The following is a 19,773-nucleotide window of genomic DNA, read 5'->3' as shown; positions in this document are numbered from 1 at the left end:
ATGAGCGACACAGAACTGAGCCCGGCTTCGCTGCGCGAGGCGTTCGGGCATTTCCCGACCGGAGTCATCGCCATCGCCGCCGAGGTGGACGGCGTCCGGGTCGGTCTGGCGGCCAGCACCTTCGTGCCGGTGTCGCTGGACCCGCCGTTGGTGTCGTTCTGCGTGCAGAACTCATCGGAGACCTGGCCCAAGCTCAAGGATCTGCCCTCGCTGGGCATCAGTGTCCTGGGCGAGTCACATGACGCCGCCGCGCGCACCCTGGCCGCCAAGACCGGTGACCGGTTCGCCGGACTGGAGACCCAGTCCCGCGACAGCGGTGCGGTGTTCGTACACGGCACCAGTGTGTGGCTGGAAAGCAAGATCACCCAGGAGGTTCCCGCCGGGGATCACACCATCGTGGTGCTGCAGGTCAGTGAGATCACCGTGCACGACGTGCCGCCGATCGTGTTCCACCGCAGCACGTTCCGCAAACTGGGCAGCTAAGGCCGCGCGCCCAGGTCGTCGCGGTATTTCGCCACCCGCCGCTCCAGTTCGGCGGCATCCTCGGGTCTGCCCTCCTTGCGGGCAAGTTCCGCGCGGGTCGAGAGCTCCCGGATCGCAGTGCGAATATCGTTGACGCTGATCGTTTCTCGCTGTGACATAGCTGTGCCTCTTCGTTGATTATTGGCCGCTGTCACAACCGTACGCCCGATCCTGCGGCCCGCACAGGCATTGACTCTGCGTCAGCGGCGCATGCCCCTCGCACTTGCGCGCCCTGAGCGCAGAGCCAATGCCGTCAGCGCCGGAAAAGCTTGTTCCCCAGCCACACGATCGGGTCGTACTTGCGGTCGGCGACGCGCTCCTTCATCGGGATCAGCGCATTGTCGGTGATCTTGATGTGTTCGGGGCACACCTCGGTGCAGCACTTGGTGATGTTGCAGAGACCCAGCCCGTGCTCCTCCTGGGCCATGTCCTTGCGGTCCACGGTGTCCAGCGGATGCATGTCCAGCTCCGCGATGCGCATGTGGAAACGCGGACCCGCGAAGTTCTCTTTGTTCTCTTCGTGATCACGCACCACATGGCACACGTTCTGGCACAGGAAGCACTCGATGCACTTGCGGAACTCCTGGCTGCGGTTCACGTCCTCCTGCTGCATGCGGTACTCACCCGGCTGCAGATCCTTGGGGGGCGTGAACGACGGGATCTGGCGGGCCTTCTCGTAGTTGAAGGACACGTCGGTCACCAGGTCGCGCATCACCGGGAAGGTTCGCAGCGGCGTGATGGTGACCGTCTCGTTCTCGTCGAACGTGGACATCCGCGTCATGCACAGCAGCCGGGGGCGGCCGTTGATCTCGGCCGAGCAGGACCCGCACTTGCCGGCCTTGCAGTTCCAGCGCACCGCGAGATCGCCGGCCTGGGTGGCCTGCAGCCGGTGCACGATGTCGAGCACCACCTCGCCGTCGTTGACCTCGACGGTGTAGTCCTGCAGCTCGCCGCCGGAAGGGTCGCCGCGCCAGACCCGTAGCTTCGCGTCGTAAGCAGCCATGGTCAGCCTTTCCGCTCCGGGTGTTCGGCCAGTTGGTCTTCGGTGTAGTACTTCTCGAGCTCGGAGAGCTCGAAGGTGGCCAGCAGGTCGGGCCGCATCACCGGCTGCTGTTCGGCCTCGACGGTGATGTCGGGAACCACCTGGTGGTCACCTTCCACCGCCCGGCACACCAGCAGCTTGTTGCGCCAGTGCGAGTCCATCTGCGGGAAGTCGTCGCGGGTGTGCCCGCCACGGCTCTCGGTGCGCTGCAGTGCGGCCTTGGCCACGCATTCACTGACCAGCAGCATGTTGCGCATGTCGATGGCCAGGTGCCAGCCCGGGTTGAAGACACGACCGCCCTCGACGACGACGTTGGCGTAGCGCGCCTTCAGCTCGTCGATCTTGTCCAGGGCCTCCTGGAGTTCACCCTCCTTGCGGATGATGCCGGCCAGGTCGTTCATCGACTGCTGCAGTTCGGAGTGCAGCGTGTACGGGTTCTCCGCGTTGGCCTTCGGGGTGAACGGGTCCAGCGCGAGCTGGGTGGCCGCCGCGAGGGCGTCCTCGGTGACCGTGGGCCGGTTGTCGGCCAGGGATCGGACGTAGTCGGCCGCGCCGAGCCCGGCCCGGCGGCCGAACACCAGCAGGTCGGACAGCGAGTTGCCGCCCAGCCGGTTGGAGCCGTGCATGCCGCCGGAGCACTCACCGGCGGCGAACAGGCCGGGGGTGGCCGCGCCGCCGCTGTCGGGATCGACCTCGATACCGCCCATCACGTAGTGACAGGTGGGCCCGACCTCCATCTCGTCCTTGGTGATGTCGACCTCGGCCAGCTCGATGAACTGGTGGTACATCGAGGGCAGCCGGCGTTTGATCTCCTCGGCGGGCATCCGCGAGGCGATGTCGAGGTAGACGCCGCCGTGCGGGGTGCCGCGGCCGGCTTTCACCTCTTCGTTGATGGCGCGGGCCACCTCGTCGCGGGGGAGCAGGTCCGGGGTGCGCCGCGCGGAGTCGTTGTCCTTGAGCCACTGGTCGGCTTCTTCTTCGGTTTCGGCGTACTGCCCCTTGAAGACATCGGGGATGTAGTCGAACATGAAGCGCTTGCCCTCGGAGTTCTTCAGCACTCCGCCGTCACCGCGGACACCCTCGGTGACCAGGATGCCCTTCACCGACAGCGGCCAGACCATGCCGGTCGGGTGGAACTGGATGAACTCCATGTTGATCAGGCCGGAGCCGGCGCGCAGGGCCAGGGCGTGCCCGTCGCCGGTGTACTCCCAGGAGTTCGACGACACCTTGAAGGACTTGCCGATACCACCGGTGGCCAGCACGATCGCCGGGGCCTCGAACAGCACGAACTTGCCGGTCTCGCGGTAGTAGCCGAACGCACCGGCGACCTTCCCGTCGTCGAGGATCAGTTCGGTGATCGAGCATTCGTGGAAGACCCGGATGCGGGCGTCGTAATCGCCGAGTTCCTTGAAATCCTCCTGCTGCAGCGACACGATCTTCTGCTGCAGGGTGCGGATGATCTCCAGGCCGGTGCGGTCACCGACGTGCGCGAGCCGCGGGTAGGTGTGACCACCGAAGTTGCGCTGGCTGATACGGCCGTCCTTGGTGCGATCGAACAGCGCCCCATAGGTTTCCAGTTCCCAGACGCGGTCCGGGGCTTCCTGGGCGTGCAGCTCGGCCATCCGCCAGTTGTTCAGGAACTTGCCGCCGCGCATGGTGTCCCCGAAGTGCACCTGCCAGCTGTCCTTGGTGTTCACGTTGCGCATCGCCGCCGCGCAGCCGCCCTCGGCCATCACGGTGTGCGCCTTGCCGAACAGCGATTTGGTCACCACCGCCACCCGCAGGCCGCGCTCGCGGGCCTCGATCACCGCACGCAACCCCGCCCCGCCGGCGCCGATCACGACGACGTCGTAGGTGTGCCGCTCCAGCTCTGTCATTCAGTAATCCTCGCTAGTTCGTGTATTGAGTTGTCAGCCAATGAATCTCAGGTCACTGATGGTTCCACTGGCGACCAGCATGATGTAGAAGTCGGTGAACATCAGCGTGCCCAGGGTGATCCAGGCGTACAGCTTGTGCCGGGTGTTCAGCCTGCTGATCTGTCCCCACATCCAGTACCGCACCGGGTGCTTGGAGAAGTGCTTGAGACGTCCCCCGACGACGTGCCGGCAGGAGTGGCAGGACAGCGTGTAGACCCACAGCATCACCACGTTGACGACGAGCACGATGTTGCCCAACCCGAAACCGAATCCGGTCGGCGAGCGGAACGCCAGGACGGCGTCGTAGGTGTTGATCACCGAGATGATGGCCGCGATGTAGAAGAAGTACCGATGGGTGTTCTGGATGATCAGCGGCAGGCGGGTTTCGCCGGTGTACTTGGCGTGCGGCTCGGCCACCGCGCAGGCGGTCGGCGACTGCCAGACCGACCGGTAGTAGGCGCCGCGGTAGTAGTAGCAGGTGAGCCGGAACAGCAGCAGGAACGGCAGGGAGAACGCCGCGTAGGGCAGCCACCACACGTCCGGCAGGATCTGGCCGAAGTGGCTGGCTTCCGGGACACAACCGGACTGGGTCGCCTCGTTCCACTTCACGACGCACGGTGAATAAAAAGGCGTCAGGTAGTGGTAGTCGGCGACCCAGTAGTTGTTCTGCAGGAACGCCCGCACCGTCGCGTAGATCACGAACGCGGCGAAGCCGAGATCGGTGATCAGGGGCGACTTCCACCACGCGTCGGTACGCAGTGTGCGCTGCTTGATTCGCGCTCTGGTGGGTGAGAAGACGCCGGTCCCTTGAGGATTCGAGGTCGGTGCGCTCACTTAGTTCCCTCTTCTTCTGTTGTCGGTGACTACGCGGCCGCGGCTGTTTCTTCCTCGCGCGACCGCTCGTCAGGCGGTCTAGCGGCTGCCGCCGAGACCCTCGTCATCGACTCCCTGCCAGAAATCTCTGGTGTAGTCGGTGTCGGGGATGGAGACCTTCTCGGCGGGGCGGGAGTGCGCGGGGGCTCCACGCGTCTCCAGTTCCGCGGCATCGATGTCCAGCCGGTCGATATCGTTGAGCATGCGTTCGGCGTCGTTGACGATGCGGCGCATCGCCGGGGTGTCGCCGTAGCGGGCCCGCAGCGATGTGACGCAGCGGCGAAGGTTGCCGATCAGTTCGTGCAGTTCGGCAAGTTCGGTCGTGGTGGACAAGGGTGACCTCCTTGGGCTGAAGGGTGTCAGGGATCACATTACGCATTTGATGTTAGCCACAACACGGACTTGAGAGTGAGACAGATCACGTCTATGCCCAGGAAAGGGATTTCGATGTCCAACGAAGATCTTCAGCAGAAAGCCTCCGCGCTGCTCGCGCTGCACCGCCCCGGCGACCCCGCGATCCTGCCGACAGTGTGGGACGCATGGTCGGCGAAAACCGTGGTGGCGGCCGGTTTCACCGCGCTCACGGTCGGCAGCCACCCGGTGGCCGACTCGGTGGGCAAGCCCGACGGCGAGGGCATGAGCTACGACGATCTGCTGACCCGGGTCGCGCAGATCACCGCTGCCGTCGATGTGCCGATCTCGGTGGACATCGAGTCGGGTTACGGCGAGTCGGGCGCCCGGTTGATCGACGGTCTGCTCGCCGCCGGCGCGGTCGGACTCAACATCGAGGACACCGTGCACTCCGAGGGTGGCCGCATCCGCTCCGACGAGGATCACGCCGCACTCGTCGGTGATCTTCGCAAGGCCGCCGACGCCGCCGGTGTGCATGTGGTCATCAACGCCCGCACCGACCTCTTCCTGCGCGAGGTCGGCGACGAGTCCGACCGTTTCGAGCGCGCGGTGCGCAAGCTGAAGCTGGCCGCCGACGCGGGCGCGGACAGCCTCTACCCGGTGGGCCGCCACGATGACGACACCTACCGCAGGCTCGTCGAGGAGCTGCCGCTGCCGATCAACGCGATCGCGCTGCCGGGCCAGGACGACCCGGCGCGTTTCGGCCCGCTCGGCGTCGGCCGGATCAGCTTCGGGCCGTTCCTGCAGTTCACCCTGACCGAACGGATCAACGAATTGGTGGCGCCCTGGAAATGACGCCGCATGGGGGTCGTTCGTAACGTCACGGCGGAATTTCCGGTCTTGGACCGCCATGGCGTTACGAACGTAAGGCCCACGCCCGGCGTATCTTTCGCAACGTGACGGCGGGTGTATCGCGCGCCGTCACCCTGATCACGATCCAGCCCATCTCCATCATCTCGTCCATCCGCGCGATGTCCTTGCGCAGCTGGTCGGGATCGGTGTGGTGCCGGCCCTCATACTCGACCGCGATCTTGAGTTCCGGCCAGGCCATGTCGGCCTCCCCGATCAGTACCCCGTATTCGTTGAAGATCGGATGCTGCGTACCGGGCGGCGGGAATCCTTCTCTCACGATCAGCAGTCGCAGCCGGGTTTCCTGCGGGGATTCCGACCCCGGGTCCACCAAGGCGATGGTCTTGCGGGCTTGCACGATGCCCTTCCAGCCCTCGAAGCGATCGGCGGCCAACGCGATGTCGGTCGTCTTCAGTCGCGCTGCCCGGGCGAGTGCATCGATGATCACGATCGCGTCGTCTTCGTTGATTCGACGGGCCAGGTCGATCGCCGTTCGGGCCGGATCGGTGAGTCGCATGTCGCCGACCGCGCAGATGTCGTCCTGATCGATGGCATCGGCCCAGGCCGTGATCCCTCGGGTCGGACGTCGATTGGTGTCGATGATGTGCGCGGGTAGGCCTGGATCGATGTAGCGGGCACCGTGCAGCGCGGCGGCCGAGTAACCGGCCAGCACCCCATGACGGCGGGACCGCAGCCAGGCGGCTTTCGCGCGCAGTACAGCGGTCGGACGGGTGCCTCGTTGCACGTAGACGTCCTGGTGCACGGCGACGAAACGGGTCCGCAATTCGTGCCGCGTCAGGCGGCCATCGGCCAATGCCTCGCTACCGATGAACGGATCCCGCATGCCGGCAGTGTCCGCCGGCACACCGACAGACCTGACGGTTGGTCCGGGAGGGACGCACTCACACTCGCCCGATGCCCGATGTGAGAACACCGTGACGGCCGATTCACACGAGGCGACATTGCGGCAATATCGACTCCCTACCGTCGCGGTATGCAATCAGCCAAGCATGTGGTCGTGGTCGGACACGGCATGGTCGGACACCGCTTCGTCGAGGCGCTGCGGGCCCGCGACACCGACCGCGCCTGGCGGGTCACCGTGCTCTCCGAGGAAACCGACGCGGCCTATGACCGTGTCGGCCTGACCGGCTACACCGAGCACTGGGACCGTTCTCAGCTGGCCCTGCCCGGCAATGACTATGCAGGCGACAACGGTGTCGTCCTGCATCTGGGCTTGGCGGCCCGGGGCATCGACCGGGCCGCCAAGACCGTCACGTTGGCAGACGGCCGGTCCCTGGATTACGACGCCCTGGTGCTGGCCACCGGCTCCTACGCGTTCGTGCCGCCGGTACCCGGGCGCGATCTGCCGCAGTGCCACGTCTACCGCACGCTGGATGACCTGGACGCCATCCGGGACGGCGCGCTGGCCGCGGCCAAGACGAAGACGCCGGTCGGCGTGGTCATCGGTGGTGGGCTGCTCGGTCTGGAAGCCGCGAACGCGTTGCGTGGTTTCGGCTTGGACACCCACGTGCTGGAGATGTCGCCGCATCTGATGGCCGCCCAGCTCGACGAGGCCGGTGGCGCCGTGCTGACCCGGATGATCCGGGGCCTGGGCATCGAGGTGCACACCGGCGTGAGCACCGAGAGCATCCAGCCCGCCCAGAAGAACCAGCCGCTGCGCAAATCCCAGTCCAATGACGCGGTGCGGGTGACGCTCAACGACGGCAGCACCATCGAGGCCGGTGTCGTCATCTTCGCCGCCGGTGTGCGCCCACGCGACGAGCTGGCCCGCGAGGTCGGCCTGGAGCTGGCCCAGCGCGGCGGCGTGATGACCGATCTATCCTGTGTCACCAGCGATCCCAACATCTACGCGGTCGGTGAGGTGGCCGCCATCGAGGGCCGCTGCTACGGGCTGGTGGGCCCGGGTTACACCAGCGCCGAAGTGGTCGCCGACCGGCTGCTCGGCGGTGCGGCCGAGTTCCCCGAGGCCGACATGTCCACCAAACTCAAACTACTCGGTGTGGACGTGGCCAGTTTCGGTGATGCCAAAGGGCATACGCCCAACAGCCTGGACGTCGTCGTCAACGATCCGGTCAAGCAGACCTACGCCAAACTGGTGCTCTCCGACGACGCCAAGACGCTGCTGGGCGGCATCCTGGTCGGTGACGCGTCGGCCTACGGTGTGCTGCGGCCGATGGTGGCCAGTGAGCTGCCCGGCGATCCGCTCTCACTCATCGCACCGGCCGGCAACGGCGAGGGAGCCAGCGCGCTGGGCGTCGGCGCCCTGCCCGACATCGCGCAGATCTGTTCGTGCAACAACGTCACCAAAGGCGATCTGAAGGAAGCCATCTGCGGTGGCTGCACCGATGTGCCGGGTCTGAAGAAGTGCACGTTGGCCGGCACCTCCTGCGGATCGTGTGTCCCGCTGCTCAAGCAGTTGCTGGAGGCCGAGGGCGTCGAGCAGTCCAAGTCCCTGTGCGAGCATTTCAGTCAGTCGCGCGCCGAAATGTTCGAGATTATCAGCGCCACCGAGATCCGTACCTTCTCCGGTCTGATCGAGAAGTTCGGCACCGGAAAGGGCTGCGATATCTGCAAACCCACCGTCGCGTCGATCCTGGCCTCGACGAGTTCGGACCATGTGCTCGGCGGCGAGCAGGCCTCTCTGCAGGACTCCAACGACCACTTCCTGGCCAACATCCAGAAGAACGGCAGCTACTCGGTGGTGCCGCGGGTACCCGGCGGTGACATCACCCCCGAGCAGCTGATCCTGATCGGGGAGATCGCACGGGATTTCGACCTGTACACCAAGATCACCGGCGGCCAGCGCATCGACATGTTCGGCGCCCGCGTCGACCAGCTGCCCGAGATCTGGCGCAGGCTGGTCGAAGGCGGCATGGAATCCGGTCAGGCCTACGGTAAGTCGCTGCGCACCGTCAAGAGTTGCGTGGGCAGCGACTGGTGCCGCTACGGTCAGCAAGATTCGGTGCAGATGGCGATCAACCTGGAGCTGCGCTACCGGGGTCTGCGTGCGCCACACAAGATCAAGATGGGTGTCTCGGGCTGCGCACGCGAATGCGCGGAGGCCCGCGGCAAGGACGTCGGTGTCATCGCCACCGAAACCGGGTGGAATCTCTACGTTTCCGGCAACGGCGGGATGACCCCCAAGCACGCCCAGCTGCTCGCCGGCGATCTCGATGACGAGACGCTGATCCGCTATATCGATCGTTACCTGATGTTCTACATCCGCACCGCGGACCGCCTGCAGCGCACCGCGCCATGGCTGGACGCCCTCGACGGCGGTCTGGACCATCTGCGCGACGTGGTCTGCAACGATTCACTGGGTCTTGCTGAGGAATTCGAGGCCGCGGTGGCCCGCCATGTCGACGGCTACGCCTGCGAATGGAAGGGCGTGCTGGACGACCCGGAGAAGCTGTCGCGTTTCGTCTCGTTCGTCAACGCCCCCGACATCGTGGACCCGACCATCGAGTTCACCGAGTCGTTCGGCCGCAAGGTGCCGATCGGGATGCCGAAGATGCCAGCACAGGAGGCCTCATGACCTTGCTCGACGATCGCAAAGAGATGGACGCCCAGGGGAATTCGGAGTGGACCTCGGCGTGTGCGTATGACCGGCTGCTGCCGTGCCGCGGTGTCGCGGTGCTGTTACCCGGCGGTGTGCAGGTTGCGCTGTTCCGTCTCGATGACGGTGCACTGCACGCGGTGAGCAATATCGACCCGTTCTCCGGTGCTGCCGTGATGTCCCGGGGCATCGTCGGGGACCGCGCCGGCCGCGCCTGCGTGCAGTCGCCGATCAAGAAGCAGGCATTTGCGCTCGATGACGGTGTCTGCCTGGATGATCCGGAGATCTCGGTACAGGTTTACCGCACCCGCGTCACGCCGGACGGTTACGTGCAGATCGCTGGGTAGCCTCCGTCGGGCCCCAGCACGCGTCGCGGCCGGCACCCGGGCGCCGCTCCACCTCGTCGCGGCGCTGCAGCACGGTGAGATTGCGGTAGACGGTCTCGATCACCACTCGTGAAGCGTAATGCGTGTGCAGGTGGTCACGCAGTTCCGCGGTCGTCATCGGGCGGTCGGCATCCTGCAATATCGTGAGCAGCTGCGCACGCAACTGCTCACCTCCCCCCTGCGAAACCATTTGTGCGATATTAGCCGAGGAACATGGCGTCCCCGAATCGCCAGCTCAGCTCAGGCGGCCAGGGGCAGGTGCGCGGCATGCGCGCGCCGGAACCGGCTCGCGATCAGCCGGATCATGCCCGGGTGGATGCCCAGCGGCTCGCTGACGATGTCGGCACCGGATGCGCGCAGCCGGTCCTGGAACAGTCCGTCGGCCAGCAGGTAGGACGCCACGCATATTTTCCCGCCGCCGCTGCGGGCGCGCGCGGCAGCGACCGCGTCGGCGACCGTCGGGGCACCGGTGGCGGCGTAGCCGAGTTCGACCCGGTCGCCGATGAGCGCGGAGAGCATCGCCGCGGTCTGCCGCAGGTCGGACTGTGCGCTGCGATCCGAGGTCCCGGCCGCGGCCAGGATGACGGAATCACCAGGGCGCCATCCGGATTCGAAAAGCCGGTCGGCGAGAACCCGAACGGTCCCCGCGCACGGGCCCAGCGGCCTGGTCACCAGGACCTGCGGATGGGTACTGGTCTCCACATGGGCGGGGACGTCGACGCGGACGTGATAGCCCCCGGCCAGGAACGCGGGTACCAGGACCGCGGGCCGGTGCTGGGGAAGACGGTCGAGCACCTCGGTCGGGGTCGGGCCGAGCACGTCGACGAACGCGACATGCACCTCACGGTCGAGCACATCGCCGACGCGCCGCGCGAGATCCTCGACCATGGCGACGCCGCCCGGTTTGCGGGTGCCGTGCGCCACCAGCACGGCGGCGGTGTCCCGGTTCATGCCGCACCTGCCGGGAACTCGTCGACGGCCAGCCGGTACCCGCGTTTGACGACGGTCGACACGATGTTCTTGTCGCCCAACGCTGTTCGCAGGCGCAGCACGGCGGTCTCGACGGCGTGGGTGTCGGTGCCGCTGCCCGGCAGTGCGCTCAGCAGATCGGAGCGCGACACCACCGCGCCCGGACGGTGGGCCAGCGCCCGGATGGTTGCCATCCCGGCCGGCGGCAGCTCCTTGACCACCTCGTCGACCAACACGCAGGTGCCGCGGATCTCCAGCAGGTGCCCGGCGACCCGCATCCGGCGGGACTGCAGCAGCGGCAGCTCATCGGTGATGTGGCGGGCCAGCGCGCCCAGGCGCATCCGCTCCGGCGCCGAGGTCGGCACGCCGAGGCGCACCAGCGGGCGGGCGGTGATCGGTCCGACGCACATCGCGTGCACGTTCGTGCGGAGCGCTTCCAGGACGGCGGGTTCGACATCGAGGTCGCGGGCGCGCAGCAGCAGCGCCGCCACGGCAGGCGCGGAGGTGAAGCTGACCGCGTCGAACCGCTGTTCGGCGATACCGAGGACCAGCTGGTCGAACGGGCCGTTGCGGGGCGCCGGATTCCACCGGTACACCCGGATCGGCACCACATCGGCGCCGGCGGCGCGCAGCTCGTCGAGGAACTCCGGGAACGGGTCCCAGTCGTCATTGGTGCCGTGCAACTGGACGGCGACCCGCATCCCCACGATGCCGCCCTCCAACAGGTAGTGCAGCAGCTCGCGGGAGGACTCCGACTCCGGGGACCACTCCTCGGGCAGTCCGGCGGCGCGCAGCGCGCCGGTCGCCTTGGGTCCGCGGGAGACGATGCGGGCGTTGCCCAGCGCCGCGGTCAGTTCGTGGGCCAGCCCCCAGCCGTCGGCGGCGGCGATCCAGCCGCGTAGCCCGATGCCGGTGGTGGCGATGACGATGTCGGGGGGTTCGGCGATCAGGGCCGCGGTGTTGGTCCGCAGTTCGTCGTCGTCGGGCAGCGGGACCATGGTGATGGCGGCGGCGCTGGTCACCGCGGCGCCGCGTCGGGTGAGCAGCGCGCTCAGCTCCTCGGACCGCCGGGCCGAGGTCACTGCGACGCGGAACCCGGTGAGCGGCGCCCAATCAGGTTCGGTCATTTGCCCTGTCTATTCAGTGCATGTTTCTCCGGTGTTACCTGGCGATTGCGTGGCGGTGTCGCACTGGGCCGGTGCGCGTTGTGCATGAGGTCAGAGGCTAGAAGGGCAATGTTGCACAGTCGCTGCTCGCGATAACCCGGCAGTGAACTTCCGCTCACCACCAACGGCGCCTGCCTGTGAGGTGCCGGCCTACCAGACGTCACCGTCGCGCCAGTCGCAGGCGAGGTCCTCGGAGGTGTCCAGGTCGACGTTGACCGGCAGCACGTACACGCCGCCGTCATCGTCGGGGGTGCGGGTGATGCCCGTCGGCGCCAGCACAGAGGTCGGTCCGTTCCACTGCTGCCAGCCCCGCGGCAGATACAGCGCCAGCCCGGCCTCCGACGCGCCCAGGGCGCCCAGTTGGTAGGCGCCGCGCAGCACCTGCTCGAGCGCATCCATGACGGCGGTGGCCAGCCCCTGCCCGCGCCAGTCCTCACGCACCGCGACGGCCTCGATGTACCCGCAGCGCAGTGCCGTGCCGCGGTAGAGCAACCGGCGCTGCACGACCGACCCGTGCGCGATGATGGCGCCGCGGTGCCCGATGAGTGCATGCATGCCGCCCAGCGCGTGCTCCCAGTCCGCATCGTCGAAGTCACCGGCGAACGCGTCGACGACCATCCGGTGGGCGTCAGCGCGGGTCTCGGCGTCCAGATCGGCGGTGTGGATCAGTCGGGCGGTGTGGACCTCCCGCACCGCACCCTGCCCCTGCGTGTGACTGCGCACAACTGCGTTTCTACCACCAATCAGTGGTCGCGGCGGGGCCGCGACCAGTGCAGCCGCACCGTCTGGCCGGGCCGGGTCTGACCCAGCTTGTCGATGTCCTCGTCGGTCACCACCCCGATCACCGGGTAGCCACCGGTCACCGGGTGATCCGGTCCCAGAATCACCGGAAATCCGTTGGGCGGGACCTGTATCGCTCCGCGGGTGGCGCCCTCGCTGGGCAGCTGCCGATCGGGCCAGCGGTATTCCAGCGGCATGCCGACCAGCCGCATCCCGACCCGGTCGCTGCGAGTGGTCACCTGCCAGTTGGTGCGGATCAGGATGTCCGGGTCGACGAACCAGTCGTCGCGCGGGCCGGGTACGACCTGCAGCTCCAGGATGTCGGGCTCGATGGTGCCGACGGGTGCCTGGTCCAGTTCGGGGAAGTCGGCGGTGTGGTCACCGACGGGCAGCACATCGCCGGCCTGCAGCGGCGCGGGTCCGATGCTGGACATCACGTCATAACTGCGTGACCCGAGCACGGGCTCCACGTCGATGCCGCCGCGCACCGCCAGGTAGCTGCGCAACCCGGAGTGCGGGGAGCCCAGCGAGATCACCTCGCCGTCGCGCGCGTAGTGAATACTGTTGGTGCCGAACGGAACTCCGTTGACGGCGGGGTCGGTGTCGGCGCCGGTGACCGCGATGGCGACGTCACCGCCGTGCACCCGCGCGGAGAAGCCGCCGAAGGTGACCTCGACGGTGGCCCGTTCGCCGGGGTTGGCGACCAGCCGGTTGGCCAGCGTGTGTGCCCGGCGGTCGGCCGCTCCGGAGCGGGTCACCCCCATGTGGGCCAGGCCGGGCCGACCGAGATCCTCGACGAGGGCCAGCGGCCCGGTGCGCAGGACTTCCAGTGTGATACTCATGAGATCTCCTCGCAGGCTCGGGTCTCGCATGACGATTGTTGATTCGCTCCGCAAGCGTCGCTCATGAGACCTCCCGGAACGCGACGGTCATACCCGGTGTCAGCAGGGCGGGTTTCTCCCGGGTGACGTCGAACAGCGTGGCGTCGGTACGGCCGATCAGCTGCCAGCCGCCGGGGGATTCGCGCGGGTAGACGCCGCTGAACTCGCCGGCCAGGGCCACCGATCCGGCCGGCACCCGGGTGCGCGGTTCGTCGCGCCGCGGTACCTGCAGGCGGGGATCGCCGCCGACCAGATACGCGAATCCCGGTGCGAAGCCGCCGAATCCGACCCGCCACAGGGTGCCGGTGTGGGCGGCGATCACCTCGGCGGTGCTCAGCCCGGTGAGCTCCGCCACGGCGTCCAGGTCGGCACCGTCGTAGGTCACCTCGATGACCGCATCGGGCTCGTCGGCCGTCGTGCCCTCGGCGATGGACTGCTCCGGGCTCAGTTTTCCGAGCCGTTGCCGGGTCGGCGCCAGATATCGCGGCCCGTCGAGCTTCACCAGCACGGTGCGGGAGGCAGGCACGATATCGAGAACGCCCGGCAGGCCGGCCCGTTGCAGGGTGTCGGTCCAGGCCAATACATCCGCGGTGCTGTCGAACTCGAGCAGCAGCGCCTGGTCGCCATAGTCGTGAACGGTGCCCAGTGCGCCGGGCGCCTTGATTTCCGTTGTCAGGCTCATCTACCGAAGCTACCGCCGAGTAAGTTAATTCTCGAGGGGTCTGCGAGCTTTGCCAGAGGAGCCTTAAGCGCGGCTCATACAGCGGGCTGGTACGTCGGCTCGCGACGCTTGATCACCGCGATCACCCGGTAGGTCACCGGCAGCATGACGATCTCGATCACCGTCTTGTACAGCCAGCCCAGGGCGGTGTAGACGACGAAATCGTGAAAGGTGGTGATCCCGATCGCGTTGGCGGCGATGGCGCAGAACACCAGGGTGTCACCGAGCTGGCCGCCGAAGGTGGAGCCGATCAGCCGGGCCCACAGGTGCTTCTCCTTGGTGCGTTCCTTGATCTTCACCACCAGCCAGGCGTTGATGGTCTGGCCGACGAGGAAGCCGGCCAACCCGGCCACGATCAGCTGCGTGTAGGCGTGCACGACGTTCTCGAAGTGCGGCTGGTTGACGTAGAAGTCGGCGGCGGGCAGATAGATGGTCACCCAGAAGGCCGCCGCGGCCAGGGCGTTCATCCCGAAACCGAGCAGGATCGCCTTGCGGGCGGCCTTGAAGCCGTAGACCTCGGAGAGCACGTCGCCGATCACGTAGGTCAGCGGGAAGACGATGAAGCCGCCGTCGGTAATGATCGGGCCGAACGCGACGCCCTTGGTGGCGGTGACGTTGGAGATGATCACCAGGGCGGTGAAGACCGCGACGAGAACCGGATAGTAGGCCGAACCGACTTGGGCAAATGACGGTCGCTGTTCGGGGGAGTCGGTCAGGCTGCTCACCCGGATATCTTGTCAGGCCAGTGCGGTGCGCAGCATCGGTGGCAGCTGATCGGCCACCAGCGGCAGCGACAGCGGCGAGGAGAACGCGATCGCCGCCGCCAGGTCACGGCCGGTGAAGACATTGCGCGGGCCCTGTTCGGCGATGATCGGGTCGGCGGCCAGCGCCGCGGTCTCCGCGTCGTCGGCGGTCCAGATCAGCACGTCCGCGCCGCCCAGCACGTCGGCCATCCGGTCGCGCGGCACCGTCGCGTCGACCTCCGGTATCTCGAAGCCCATCTGGGTGAGGAATTCGGTGCGCCAGCCGGCCGGGGTGGTCACCAGGCCGCCGTCGTCCAGGCTGCCCTGCAGCAGCAGCGCCCGCTTGCCCTTGAACGCCGGGGTCTCGGTGCCCAGCGTGGTGAACCGGGTGTCGATATCGGTGATGAGCTGCTGCATCTGATCGTGCTTGAACACCGCCGCACCGATCGCCGTGGCCTGGTCCTTCCACGGCTCGAAGAACGCGTCCTGGCCGGCCTGCGCGATGGTCGGCGCGACATTGGACAGCCGGGTGTAGGTGTCCTGGTCGAGGCCGGCGTTGGTGGCAATGATGAGATCCGGGTTGAGCGCGGTGATGGCCTCGAAGTTGATGCCGCCGTCGAGGGTGAGCACCGCCGGCTGAGCCGCGCCCAGCGCGGGGACCGCCCACGGCCACACCGCGAACGGCTGCCCGCCGAACCATTCGGTGACCCCGATCGGCACCACGCCGACGGCCAGCAGACAGTCCTGACCGGTGAGCCCGGCGCTGACCACCCGGGTGGGTGGCGCGGGCACCTTGGTCTCGCCGAAGGCGTGGTCGACGGTGACGGAGCCGTCGTCTGCGATGGCGCCCGGCGGGTCGGATCTGCAGGCGGTCACCGCGGCCGCGGAGCCGGCGGCAAGCGCCATCAGGAAAGCACGCCGGGACCAGTTTGTCGGCACGCGGTGAGCGTAACCGCTAACTGACGCTGAAGTTCCCGAAGAGCAGCAGCGCCAGGCCGAGGGCCACCACGATGTTCACCACGGTCGCCGAGGCGAACAGGGCGATCGGGCGCCAGCCCGCCTCACGCAGGCCGCGCAGCGAAAACTCCAGCCCGATGGCGACGAAGGCGAAGATCAGGAACCAGGTCCGCAGATCGTTGATGGTGGCGATATCGGCCTTGTCTCCACCCCACTGCAGGTACAGCGTGCCGACGACGGACGCGGCGATGAACCCCAGCACGAACTTGGGGAAGCGGTCCCAGAACTCGCGCAGTGACGGCCGCGCCGCAGAATCATCTCCCGTCGCGTCGCTCGCCCCGGCCCAACTCTTGCGCTCCACCTTCAGCACGAAGTACGCGGTCAGCGCGATCGCGACCACACCGATCAAGGCGTTCTGGGTGGTCTTGACGATGGTGGCGATCTGCAGCGCGTCCTCGCCGGCGATCGCGCCGGCGGCCGCCACCGCGGCGGTGGTGTCGATATTGCCGCCGATCCAGGCGCCGGCCACCGCGTCGGGGAGCCCGAAAACCGAGGCGAGCCAAGGCAACAGGAAGATCGATGGCAGCGCGAAGATGATCACCAGCGACGCGGCGTAGGCCAGCTGCTCGCGTTTGGCCTGCACCGCACCGGCGGCCGCGATGGCCGCGCTCACCCCGCAGATCGATACCGCGGAGGCCAGCAGCGCGCGCAGTTTGTCGTCGAGGCCCAGTTTGCCGCCCAGCCACCAGGTGAAGCCGAAGACGATGCTGATCAACAGCAGCGCCTGGATGATGGCGGGGCCCGCGGCGGTGACGAGAATCTTCAGGTTGATCGATGCGCCGAGCAGCACCAGACCCGTCTTGATGAAGAACTCGGTGCGGAACCCCCGCGACAGCGCGTCGCGCAGCGCGAGCTTGGACAGCACGAAGTTGCCGATCAGGCCCAAAGCGATGGCGTAGACCGGGAATTCGATGGACTTCGCGACCTTGGCCAGCGAAGTCCCGGCCGCCCAGCCCGGAACCTCCTGCTCCAGGAACCGGGTGGCCGCGCCGAGAGCGATCACGACCAGCACACCGGCGACGGCATAGCCGAGGCGCCCGGTTCGTGGGTCGGTGCGTTCTTCGGTCTCGGTGTTCTCGGTGTCGGTCACGGGATCACGCTGCCCGGGATGGCGCCGACCAGTACCAGGGCGAGCAGCGCCAGTCCGACGATGACGGCCAACCAGTCCTCGTTCAGTTTCATCGAACCTCTCAATGCTCGTGGTACGTCAGTGTTGTTGGACGCCGAGCGCGCTCAGCAGGGCCTCGCGGTGGGCCACGAACTGCGGATTGCGGTACGTGCGCTCTCCGGCCCCGTGAGAATCGGACTCGTGGAAATCGAGTTGCCGGTCGGCCACGAACCGTCCGTCGTCCAGCACCAGCACCCGGTCGGCCAGGGTGACCGCTTCGTCGACGTCGTGGGTGACCAGCAGGACGCCGGGACGGTACTTGGCGCAGAGGTCTTCCAGTAGTGCGTGCATCCGGATCCGGGTCAGCGCGTCGAGCGCGCCGAACGGTTCATCGGCCAGCAGCAGCGCCGGGTTGCGCACCAGCGAGCGGGCCAGCGCGACGCGTTGTTGTTCGCCCCCGGACAGCTCGTAGGGCCAGGCGCGTTCCCGGCCGGGTAGTCCGACATCGGCGAGTACCGTCGAACCACGTTGCGCGACATCGCGTCCAGACAGGCCCAGGGTGACGTTGTCGAGCACCCGGGCCCAGGGCAGCAGCCGGGAATCCTGGAACACCACCGAGACGTCGCGGGAGACGAACAGATCGCCCTCGCCGGCGACGCCGTGGTCCAGTCCGGCCAGCGCTCGCAGCAGGGTGCTCTTGCCGGAACCGCTGCGGCCCAGCAGGGCGACGAACTCGCCCTGGTGGATGGTGAGGTTCACCGCGTCCAGGACGGCCTTGTCACCGAAGGACCGGGTCAGTTCGCGTACCACCGCCACGGGATCGCCGTAGCCCGAGGCGGTTTCGTCGCGGGTCAGTTCCCCAGTGCGCGTCGCCATGACAGGGCCCTCCTCTCGATGGCGCGGACGATGTAGTCACCGGTGAGCCCGAACACCGCGTACACCACCAGGCCGACCACCACGATGTCGAGCTGGCCGTACAGCCGGGCCTGGGTCATCAGGTAGCCGATGCCCTGGGTCGCGTTGACCTGCTCCACGACCACCAGAGCCGTCCAGGAAATGGTGACGGCCAGTCGCAGGCCGGTGAAGAAGCCCGGCAGCGCACCGGGAATGGCGACCTTGCGGATGAACTGGGTCCGGGACAACCCGACGGTCTCGGCCAGCTCGACGTGGCGTAGATCCACGCCTTTGAGTTGTGCGGTGGTGTTGATGTACACCGGGATCAGCACGCTGGTGGCGATGATGATGATCTTCATGGTGTCGCCGATGCCGAACCAGATGATGGCCAGCGGGATGATCGCCAGCGTCGGCACCGCACGCTTGACCTGGATGGGCCCGTCGACGATGGCTTCGCCGATACGGCTGAGCCCGGAGATCAGCGCCAGCACCAATCCGAGTGTCACACCGATCACCAGGGACACCGAGGCGAGTTTCAGGGAGGCGAGGATGTTGGTGGGTAGCCGGCCGTCGGCCCATAGTTCGCTTGCGGTGCGGGCGATCTCGAACGGATGCGGCAGTGTGCCCGGATCGAGGATGCCCAGCTCGGAGGTGACGAACCAGATGATCACCAGCAACAACGGCCCGATGGCCAGGGCGGCGGGGATGTTGCGGCCCGGCCCGAGGCGTTTGCCGCGGGTTGTCCCGGAGCGGTGCTCCAGGTTCGGGTAACTCTGCGCCGTGGCGGCAGTGTCCTTGCCGGGCGCGGCCGTCTGAATGCTGGTCATCATCGTCCCCCGATTCGGCTACTGCTTCGCCGGGCTCGGCAGCGGGGCATCCAGCGTCAGGTCCGCGAAGCGGAAGTCATACTCGTCCTTGGCTTTCAGGTCTTCTCCGGCGAATGCCCCCGCGCTCTGCAACAGGTCGATGGTCTCCTGCTGGATGCCGATGGTCTCGTCGGTGAATCCGGGTACGCTGCTCAAGCCGTCGGACTCCGCGATCACCTTCGCGTCCTCGGGCGTCACGTTCTGATCCTTGATCAGATACTCCTGCACCCAGACATCCTTGTGCTCGTTCAGCCACTTCTCGGCGCGGTACCAGCGGATGACGAACTCACGGATCGCGGCCGCCTGGGCCGCATTTCCGAGCGCGTCATTGCTGGCGTACACGTAGTAGAGGCCTGGATTGGCGCCCGGAGCGTTGGGAATCTCCTTGCTGCCCTTGCCCTCGGTGGAGGCCAGGTAGCGGAACCGGTCGGGCTGCTTGAGCACCGCGGCGTCGACCTGGTTGGCGCGCAGACCGTCGGCGAATTCGGCGAGCCCGAGGTTCACCGGCTGCACGTCCTTGATGGATAGGCCTGCGGACTTGAGGTTGCGCAACACGATCGCCTGCTGGGCGGTGCCCTCGTTGATCGCGATCTTCTTGCCGCGCAGATCCTCCAGCTTCTCGATACCGGAATCGGGGGCGGTGGCCAGCGTCGCCCCGGGGCCGTCGTATCGGACCGCGCCGACGATCGGCACCCCGGCGTCGGAGTACTGAGCCAGGATGGGCGGCACGTCGCCGACCCGGCCGAGCTGGGCGTTACCGGAGCGGATCGCCTCCAGTCGCAGCGGCCCGCTGCTGAAGTTGGCGTAGCTGACATCGGCGCTGAGCAACTCCTGCTCGCCGGAGAGCGCGAACAGCGTCTTGAGGCGGTTGGCGTCATCGGCGACGACGAGCTTGGTGCCGGCCGGCACGTCGATGGGTAGGGCGGCGTCGGGGGTGAGCGCCGCACCGCCTGCGGTATCGGGTTCGGCCGAGCTGCAGGCGGTCAGCGTCCCGGCGGTCACCGCGGTGACGACCGCTACTCGGAACAGGGTGGACAACGTGCGCATGTCGG

General features: G+C 67.3%; 22 protein-coding genes. 4 read left to right on the top strand and 18 right to left on the bottom strand.

Features of this window, described 5'->3' with window-relative positions; genetic code table 11:
- Positions 1-483, top strand: a complete 483-nt coding sequence (locus ASE48_RS25255; protein WP_057169880.1) for a flavin reductase family protein — start codon at positions 1-3, stop codon at positions 481-483.
- Here ASE48_RS25255 and ASE48_RS33225 read toward each other — a convergent pair.
- From ASE48_RS33225 to ASE48_RS25235, 5 genes are all read right to left on the bottom strand, one after another.
- Positions 480-641, bottom strand: coding sequence for a hypothetical protein (locus ASE48_RS33225; RefSeq protein WP_200962258.1), 162 nt, complete (start codon positions 639-641; stop codon positions 480-482). The two genes, ASE48_RS25255 and ASE48_RS33225, sit on opposite strands and share 4 nt — an antisense overlap.
- A 134-nt stretch (positions 642-775) precedes the next feature.
- The gene (locus ASE48_RS25250) at positions 776-1,525 is read right to left on the bottom strand and encodes a succinate dehydrogenase/fumarate reductase iron-sulfur subunit (protein WP_057169879.1); all 750 of its coding nucleotides are present in this window, start codon (positions 1,523-1,525) and stop codon (positions 776-778) included.
- Between the two features lie 2 nt (positions 1,526-1,527).
- Entirely contained in the window at positions 1,528-3,441 is a 1,914-nt protein-coding gene (locus tag ASE48_RS25245) for a fumarate reductase/succinate dehydrogenase flavoprotein subunit (RefSeq protein WP_057169878.1), read from the bottom strand.
- A 33-nt stretch (positions 3,442-3,474) separates the two neighbouring features.
- Positions 3,475-4,314 (bottom strand): hypothetical protein, encoded by an 840-nt coding sequence (locus ASE48_RS25240; RefSeq protein WP_057169877.1) that lies wholly within the window; start codon positions 4,312-4,314, stop codon positions 3,475-3,477.
- Positions 4,315-4,392: 78 nt separating this feature from the next.
- Entirely contained in the window at positions 4,393-4,686 is a 294-nt protein-coding gene (locus tag ASE48_RS25235; RefSeq protein WP_057169876.1) for a hypothetical protein, read from the bottom strand.
- Positions 4,687-4,800: 114 nt separating this feature from the next.
- Here ASE48_RS25235 and ASE48_RS25230 point away from each other — a divergent pair, with 114 nt between their 5' ends.
- Complete coding sequence (locus ASE48_RS25230) at positions 4,801-5,559, top strand: isocitrate lyase/PEP mutase family protein (protein WP_057169875.1); 759 nt, start codon at positions 4,801-4,803, stop codon at positions 5,557-5,559.
- Positions 5,560-5,620: 61 nt separating this feature from the next.
- On the opposite strand, the gene ASE48_RS25225 is transcribed toward ASE48_RS25230, so the two are convergent.
- Positions 5,621-6,457, bottom strand: coding sequence for a hypothetical protein (locus tag ASE48_RS25225; RefSeq protein WP_057170032.1), 837 nt, complete (start codon positions 6,455-6,457; stop codon positions 5,621-5,623).
- A 150-nt stretch (positions 6,458-6,607) separates the two neighbouring features.
- Here ASE48_RS25225 and nirB point away from each other — a divergent pair, with 150 nt between their 5' ends.
- Positions 6,608-9,169, top strand: a complete 2,562-nt coding sequence (gene nirB, locus ASE48_RS25220; RefSeq protein WP_057169874.1) for a nitrite reductase large subunit NirB — start codon at positions 6,608-6,610, stop codon at positions 9,167-9,169.
- Complete coding sequence (gene nirD / locus ASE48_RS25215; RefSeq protein WP_057169873.1) at positions 9,166-9,537, top strand: nitrite reductase small subunit NirD; 372 nt, start codon at positions 9,166-9,168, stop codon at positions 9,535-9,537. Before nirB ends, nirD begins: the two co-directional genes overlap by 4 nt.
- Here nirD and ASE48_RS25210 read toward each other — a convergent pair.
- The 12 genes from ASE48_RS25210 to ASE48_RS25155 all read right to left on the bottom strand — a co-directional run bounded on the left by ASE48_RS25210 (position 9,503) and on the right by ASE48_RS25155 (position 19,768).
- Positions 9,503-9,766 carry a transcriptional repressor gene (locus tag ASE48_RS25210; RefSeq protein WP_057169872.1) on the bottom strand — a complete coding sequence of 88 codons (264 nt, stop codon included), beginning with the start codon at positions 9,764-9,766 and terminating at the stop codon, positions 9,503-9,505. The genes nirD and ASE48_RS25210 overlap by 35 nt on opposite strands.
- Positions 9,767-9,816: 50 nt before the next feature.
- Positions 9,817-10,527, bottom strand: coding sequence for a sirohydrochlorin chelatase (locus ASE48_RS25205; RefSeq protein ID WP_057169871.1), 711 nt, complete (start codon positions 10,525-10,527; stop codon positions 9,817-9,819).
- Positions 10,524-11,672 (bottom strand): uroporphyrinogen-III synthase, encoded by a 1,149-nt coding sequence (locus tag ASE48_RS25200; RefSeq protein WP_057169870.1) that lies wholly within the window; start codon positions 11,670-11,672, stop codon positions 10,524-10,526. The genes ASE48_RS25205 and ASE48_RS25200 overlap by 4 nt, the downstream gene beginning before the upstream one ends.
- A 189-nt stretch (positions 11,673-11,861) precedes the next feature.
- Complete coding sequence (locus ASE48_RS25195; RefSeq protein ID WP_057170031.1) at positions 11,862-12,404, bottom strand: GNAT family N-acetyltransferase; 543 nt, start codon at positions 12,402-12,404, stop codon at positions 11,862-11,864.
- A gap of 50 nt (positions 12,405-12,454) precedes the next feature.
- Positions 12,455-13,333, bottom strand: coding sequence for a 5-oxoprolinase/urea amidolyase family protein (locus tag ASE48_RS25190; RefSeq protein ID WP_057169869.1), 879 nt, complete (start codon positions 13,331-13,333; stop codon positions 12,455-12,457).
- A 61-nt stretch (positions 13,334-13,394) separates the two neighbouring features.
- The gene (locus ASE48_RS25185; protein ID WP_057169868.1) at positions 13,395-14,054 is read right to left on the bottom strand and encodes a 5-oxoprolinase subunit B family protein; all 660 of its coding nucleotides are present in this window, start codon (positions 14,052-14,054) and stop codon (positions 13,395-13,397) included.
- 74 nt (positions 14,055-14,128) lie between these two features.
- Positions 14,129-14,809 carry a queuosine precursor transporter gene (locus ASE48_RS25180; protein WP_057170030.1) on the bottom strand — a complete coding sequence of 227 codons (681 nt, stop codon included), beginning with the start codon at positions 14,807-14,809 and terminating at the stop codon, positions 14,129-14,131.
- Positions 14,810-14,830: 21 nt separating this feature from the next.
- Positions 14,831-15,775, bottom strand: coding sequence for an ABC transporter substrate-binding protein (locus tag ASE48_RS25175; RefSeq protein WP_057169867.1), 945 nt, complete (start codon positions 15,773-15,775; stop codon positions 14,831-14,833).
- 16 nt (positions 15,776-15,791) lie between these two features.
- Positions 15,792-16,943 carry a YeiH family protein gene (locus tag ASE48_RS25170; protein WP_057169866.1) on the bottom strand — a complete coding sequence of 384 codons (1,152 nt, stop codon included), beginning with the start codon at positions 16,941-16,943 and terminating at the stop codon, positions 15,792-15,794.
- A gap of 117 nt (positions 16,944-17,060) precedes the next feature.
- Complete coding sequence (locus ASE48_RS25165; RefSeq protein WP_057169865.1) at positions 17,061-17,837, bottom strand: ABC transporter ATP-binding protein; 777 nt, start codon at positions 17,835-17,837, stop codon at positions 17,061-17,063.
- Complete coding sequence (locus tag ASE48_RS25160; RefSeq protein ID WP_057170029.1) at positions 17,813-18,682, bottom strand: ABC transporter permease; 870 nt, start codon at positions 18,680-18,682, stop codon at positions 17,813-17,815. The genes ASE48_RS25165 and ASE48_RS25160 overlap by 25 nt, the downstream gene beginning before the upstream one ends.
- A gap of 18 nt (positions 18,683-18,700) precedes the next feature.
- Positions 18,701-19,768 carry an ABC transporter substrate-binding protein gene (locus tag ASE48_RS25155; protein ID WP_057169864.1) on the bottom strand — a complete coding sequence of 356 codons (1,068 nt, stop codon included), beginning with the start codon at positions 19,766-19,768 and terminating at the stop codon, positions 18,701-18,703.
- Positions 19,769-19,773 lie beyond the last annotated feature (5 nt).

Origin of the sequence: Mycobacterium sp. Root265 (assembly GCF_001428895.1) — a bacterium.
Taxonomy (GTDB): domain Bacteria; phylum Actinomycetota; class Actinomycetes; order Mycobacteriales; family Mycobacteriaceae; genus Mycobacterium.
Note: the sequence above shows the minus strand (reverse complement) of the source record. Positions and strands in the feature narration are given on the sequence as shown.

What these genes read in the sequence shown, in the direction of transcription:
- ASE48_RS25255 (WP_057169880.1), top strand. Translation starts at nt 1, where the DNA reads ATGAGCGACACAGAACTGAGCCCGGCTTCGCTGCGCGAGGCGTTCGGG.
- ASE48_RS33225 (WP_200962258.1), bottom strand. Translation starts at nt 641, where the DNA reads ATGTCACAGCGAGAAACGATCAGCGTCAACGATATTCGCACTGCGATC.
- ASE48_RS25250 (WP_057169879.1), bottom strand. Translation starts at nt 1,525, where the DNA reads ATGGCTGCTTACGACGCGAAGCTACGGGTCTGGCGCGGCGACCCTTCC.
- ASE48_RS25245 (WP_057169878.1), bottom strand. Translation starts at nt 3,441, where the DNA reads ATGACAGAGCTGGAGCGGCACACCTACGACGTCGTCGTGATCGGCGCC.
- ASE48_RS25230 (WP_057169875.1), top strand. Translation starts at nt 4,801, where the DNA reads ATGTCCAACGAAGATCTTCAGCAGAAAGCCTCCGCGCTGCTCGCGCTG.
- ASE48_RS25225 (WP_057170032.1), bottom strand. Translation starts at nt 6,457, where the DNA reads ATGCGGGATCCGTTCATCGGTAGCGAGGCATTGGCCGATGGCCGCCTG.
- nirB (WP_057169874.1), top strand. Translation starts at nt 6,608, where the DNA reads ATGCAATCAGCCAAGCATGTGGTCGTGGTCGGACACGGCATGGTCGGA.
- nirD (WP_057169873.1), top strand. Translation starts at nt 9,166, where the DNA reads ATGACCTTGCTCGACGATCGCAAAGAGATGGACGCCCAGGGGAATTCG.
- ASE48_RS25210 (WP_057169872.1), bottom strand. Translation starts at nt 9,766, where the DNA reads ATGGTTTCGCAGGGGGGAGGTGAGCAGTTGCGTGCGCAGCTGCTCACG.
- ASE48_RS25205 (WP_057169871.1), bottom strand. Translation starts at nt 10,527, where the DNA reads ATGAACCGGGACACCGCCGCCGTGCTGGTGGCGCACGGCACCCGCAAA.
- ASE48_RS25200 (WP_057169870.1), bottom strand. Translation starts at nt 11,672, where the DNA reads ATGACCGAACCTGATTGGGCGCCGCTCACCGGGTTCCGCGTCGCAGTG.
- ASE48_RS25190 (WP_057169869.1), bottom strand. Translation starts at nt 13,333, where the DNA reads ATGAGTATCACACTGGAAGTCCTGCGCACCGGGCCGCTGGCCCTCGTC.
- ASE48_RS25185 (WP_057169868.1), bottom strand. Translation starts at nt 14,054, where the DNA reads ATGAGCCTGACAACGGAAATCAAGGCGCCCGGCGCACTGGGCACCGTT.
- ASE48_RS25165 (WP_057169865.1), bottom strand. Translation starts at nt 17,837, where the DNA reads ATGGCGACGCGCACTGGGGAACTGACCCGCGACGAAACCGCCTCGGGC.
- ASE48_RS25160 (WP_057170029.1), bottom strand. Translation starts at nt 18,682, where the DNA reads ATGACCAGCATTCAGACGGCCGCGCCCGGCAAGGACACTGCCGCCACG.
- ASE48_RS25155 (WP_057169864.1), bottom strand. Translation starts at nt 19,768, where the DNA reads ATGCGCACGTTGTCCACCCTGTTCCGAGTAGCGGTCGTCACCGCGGTG.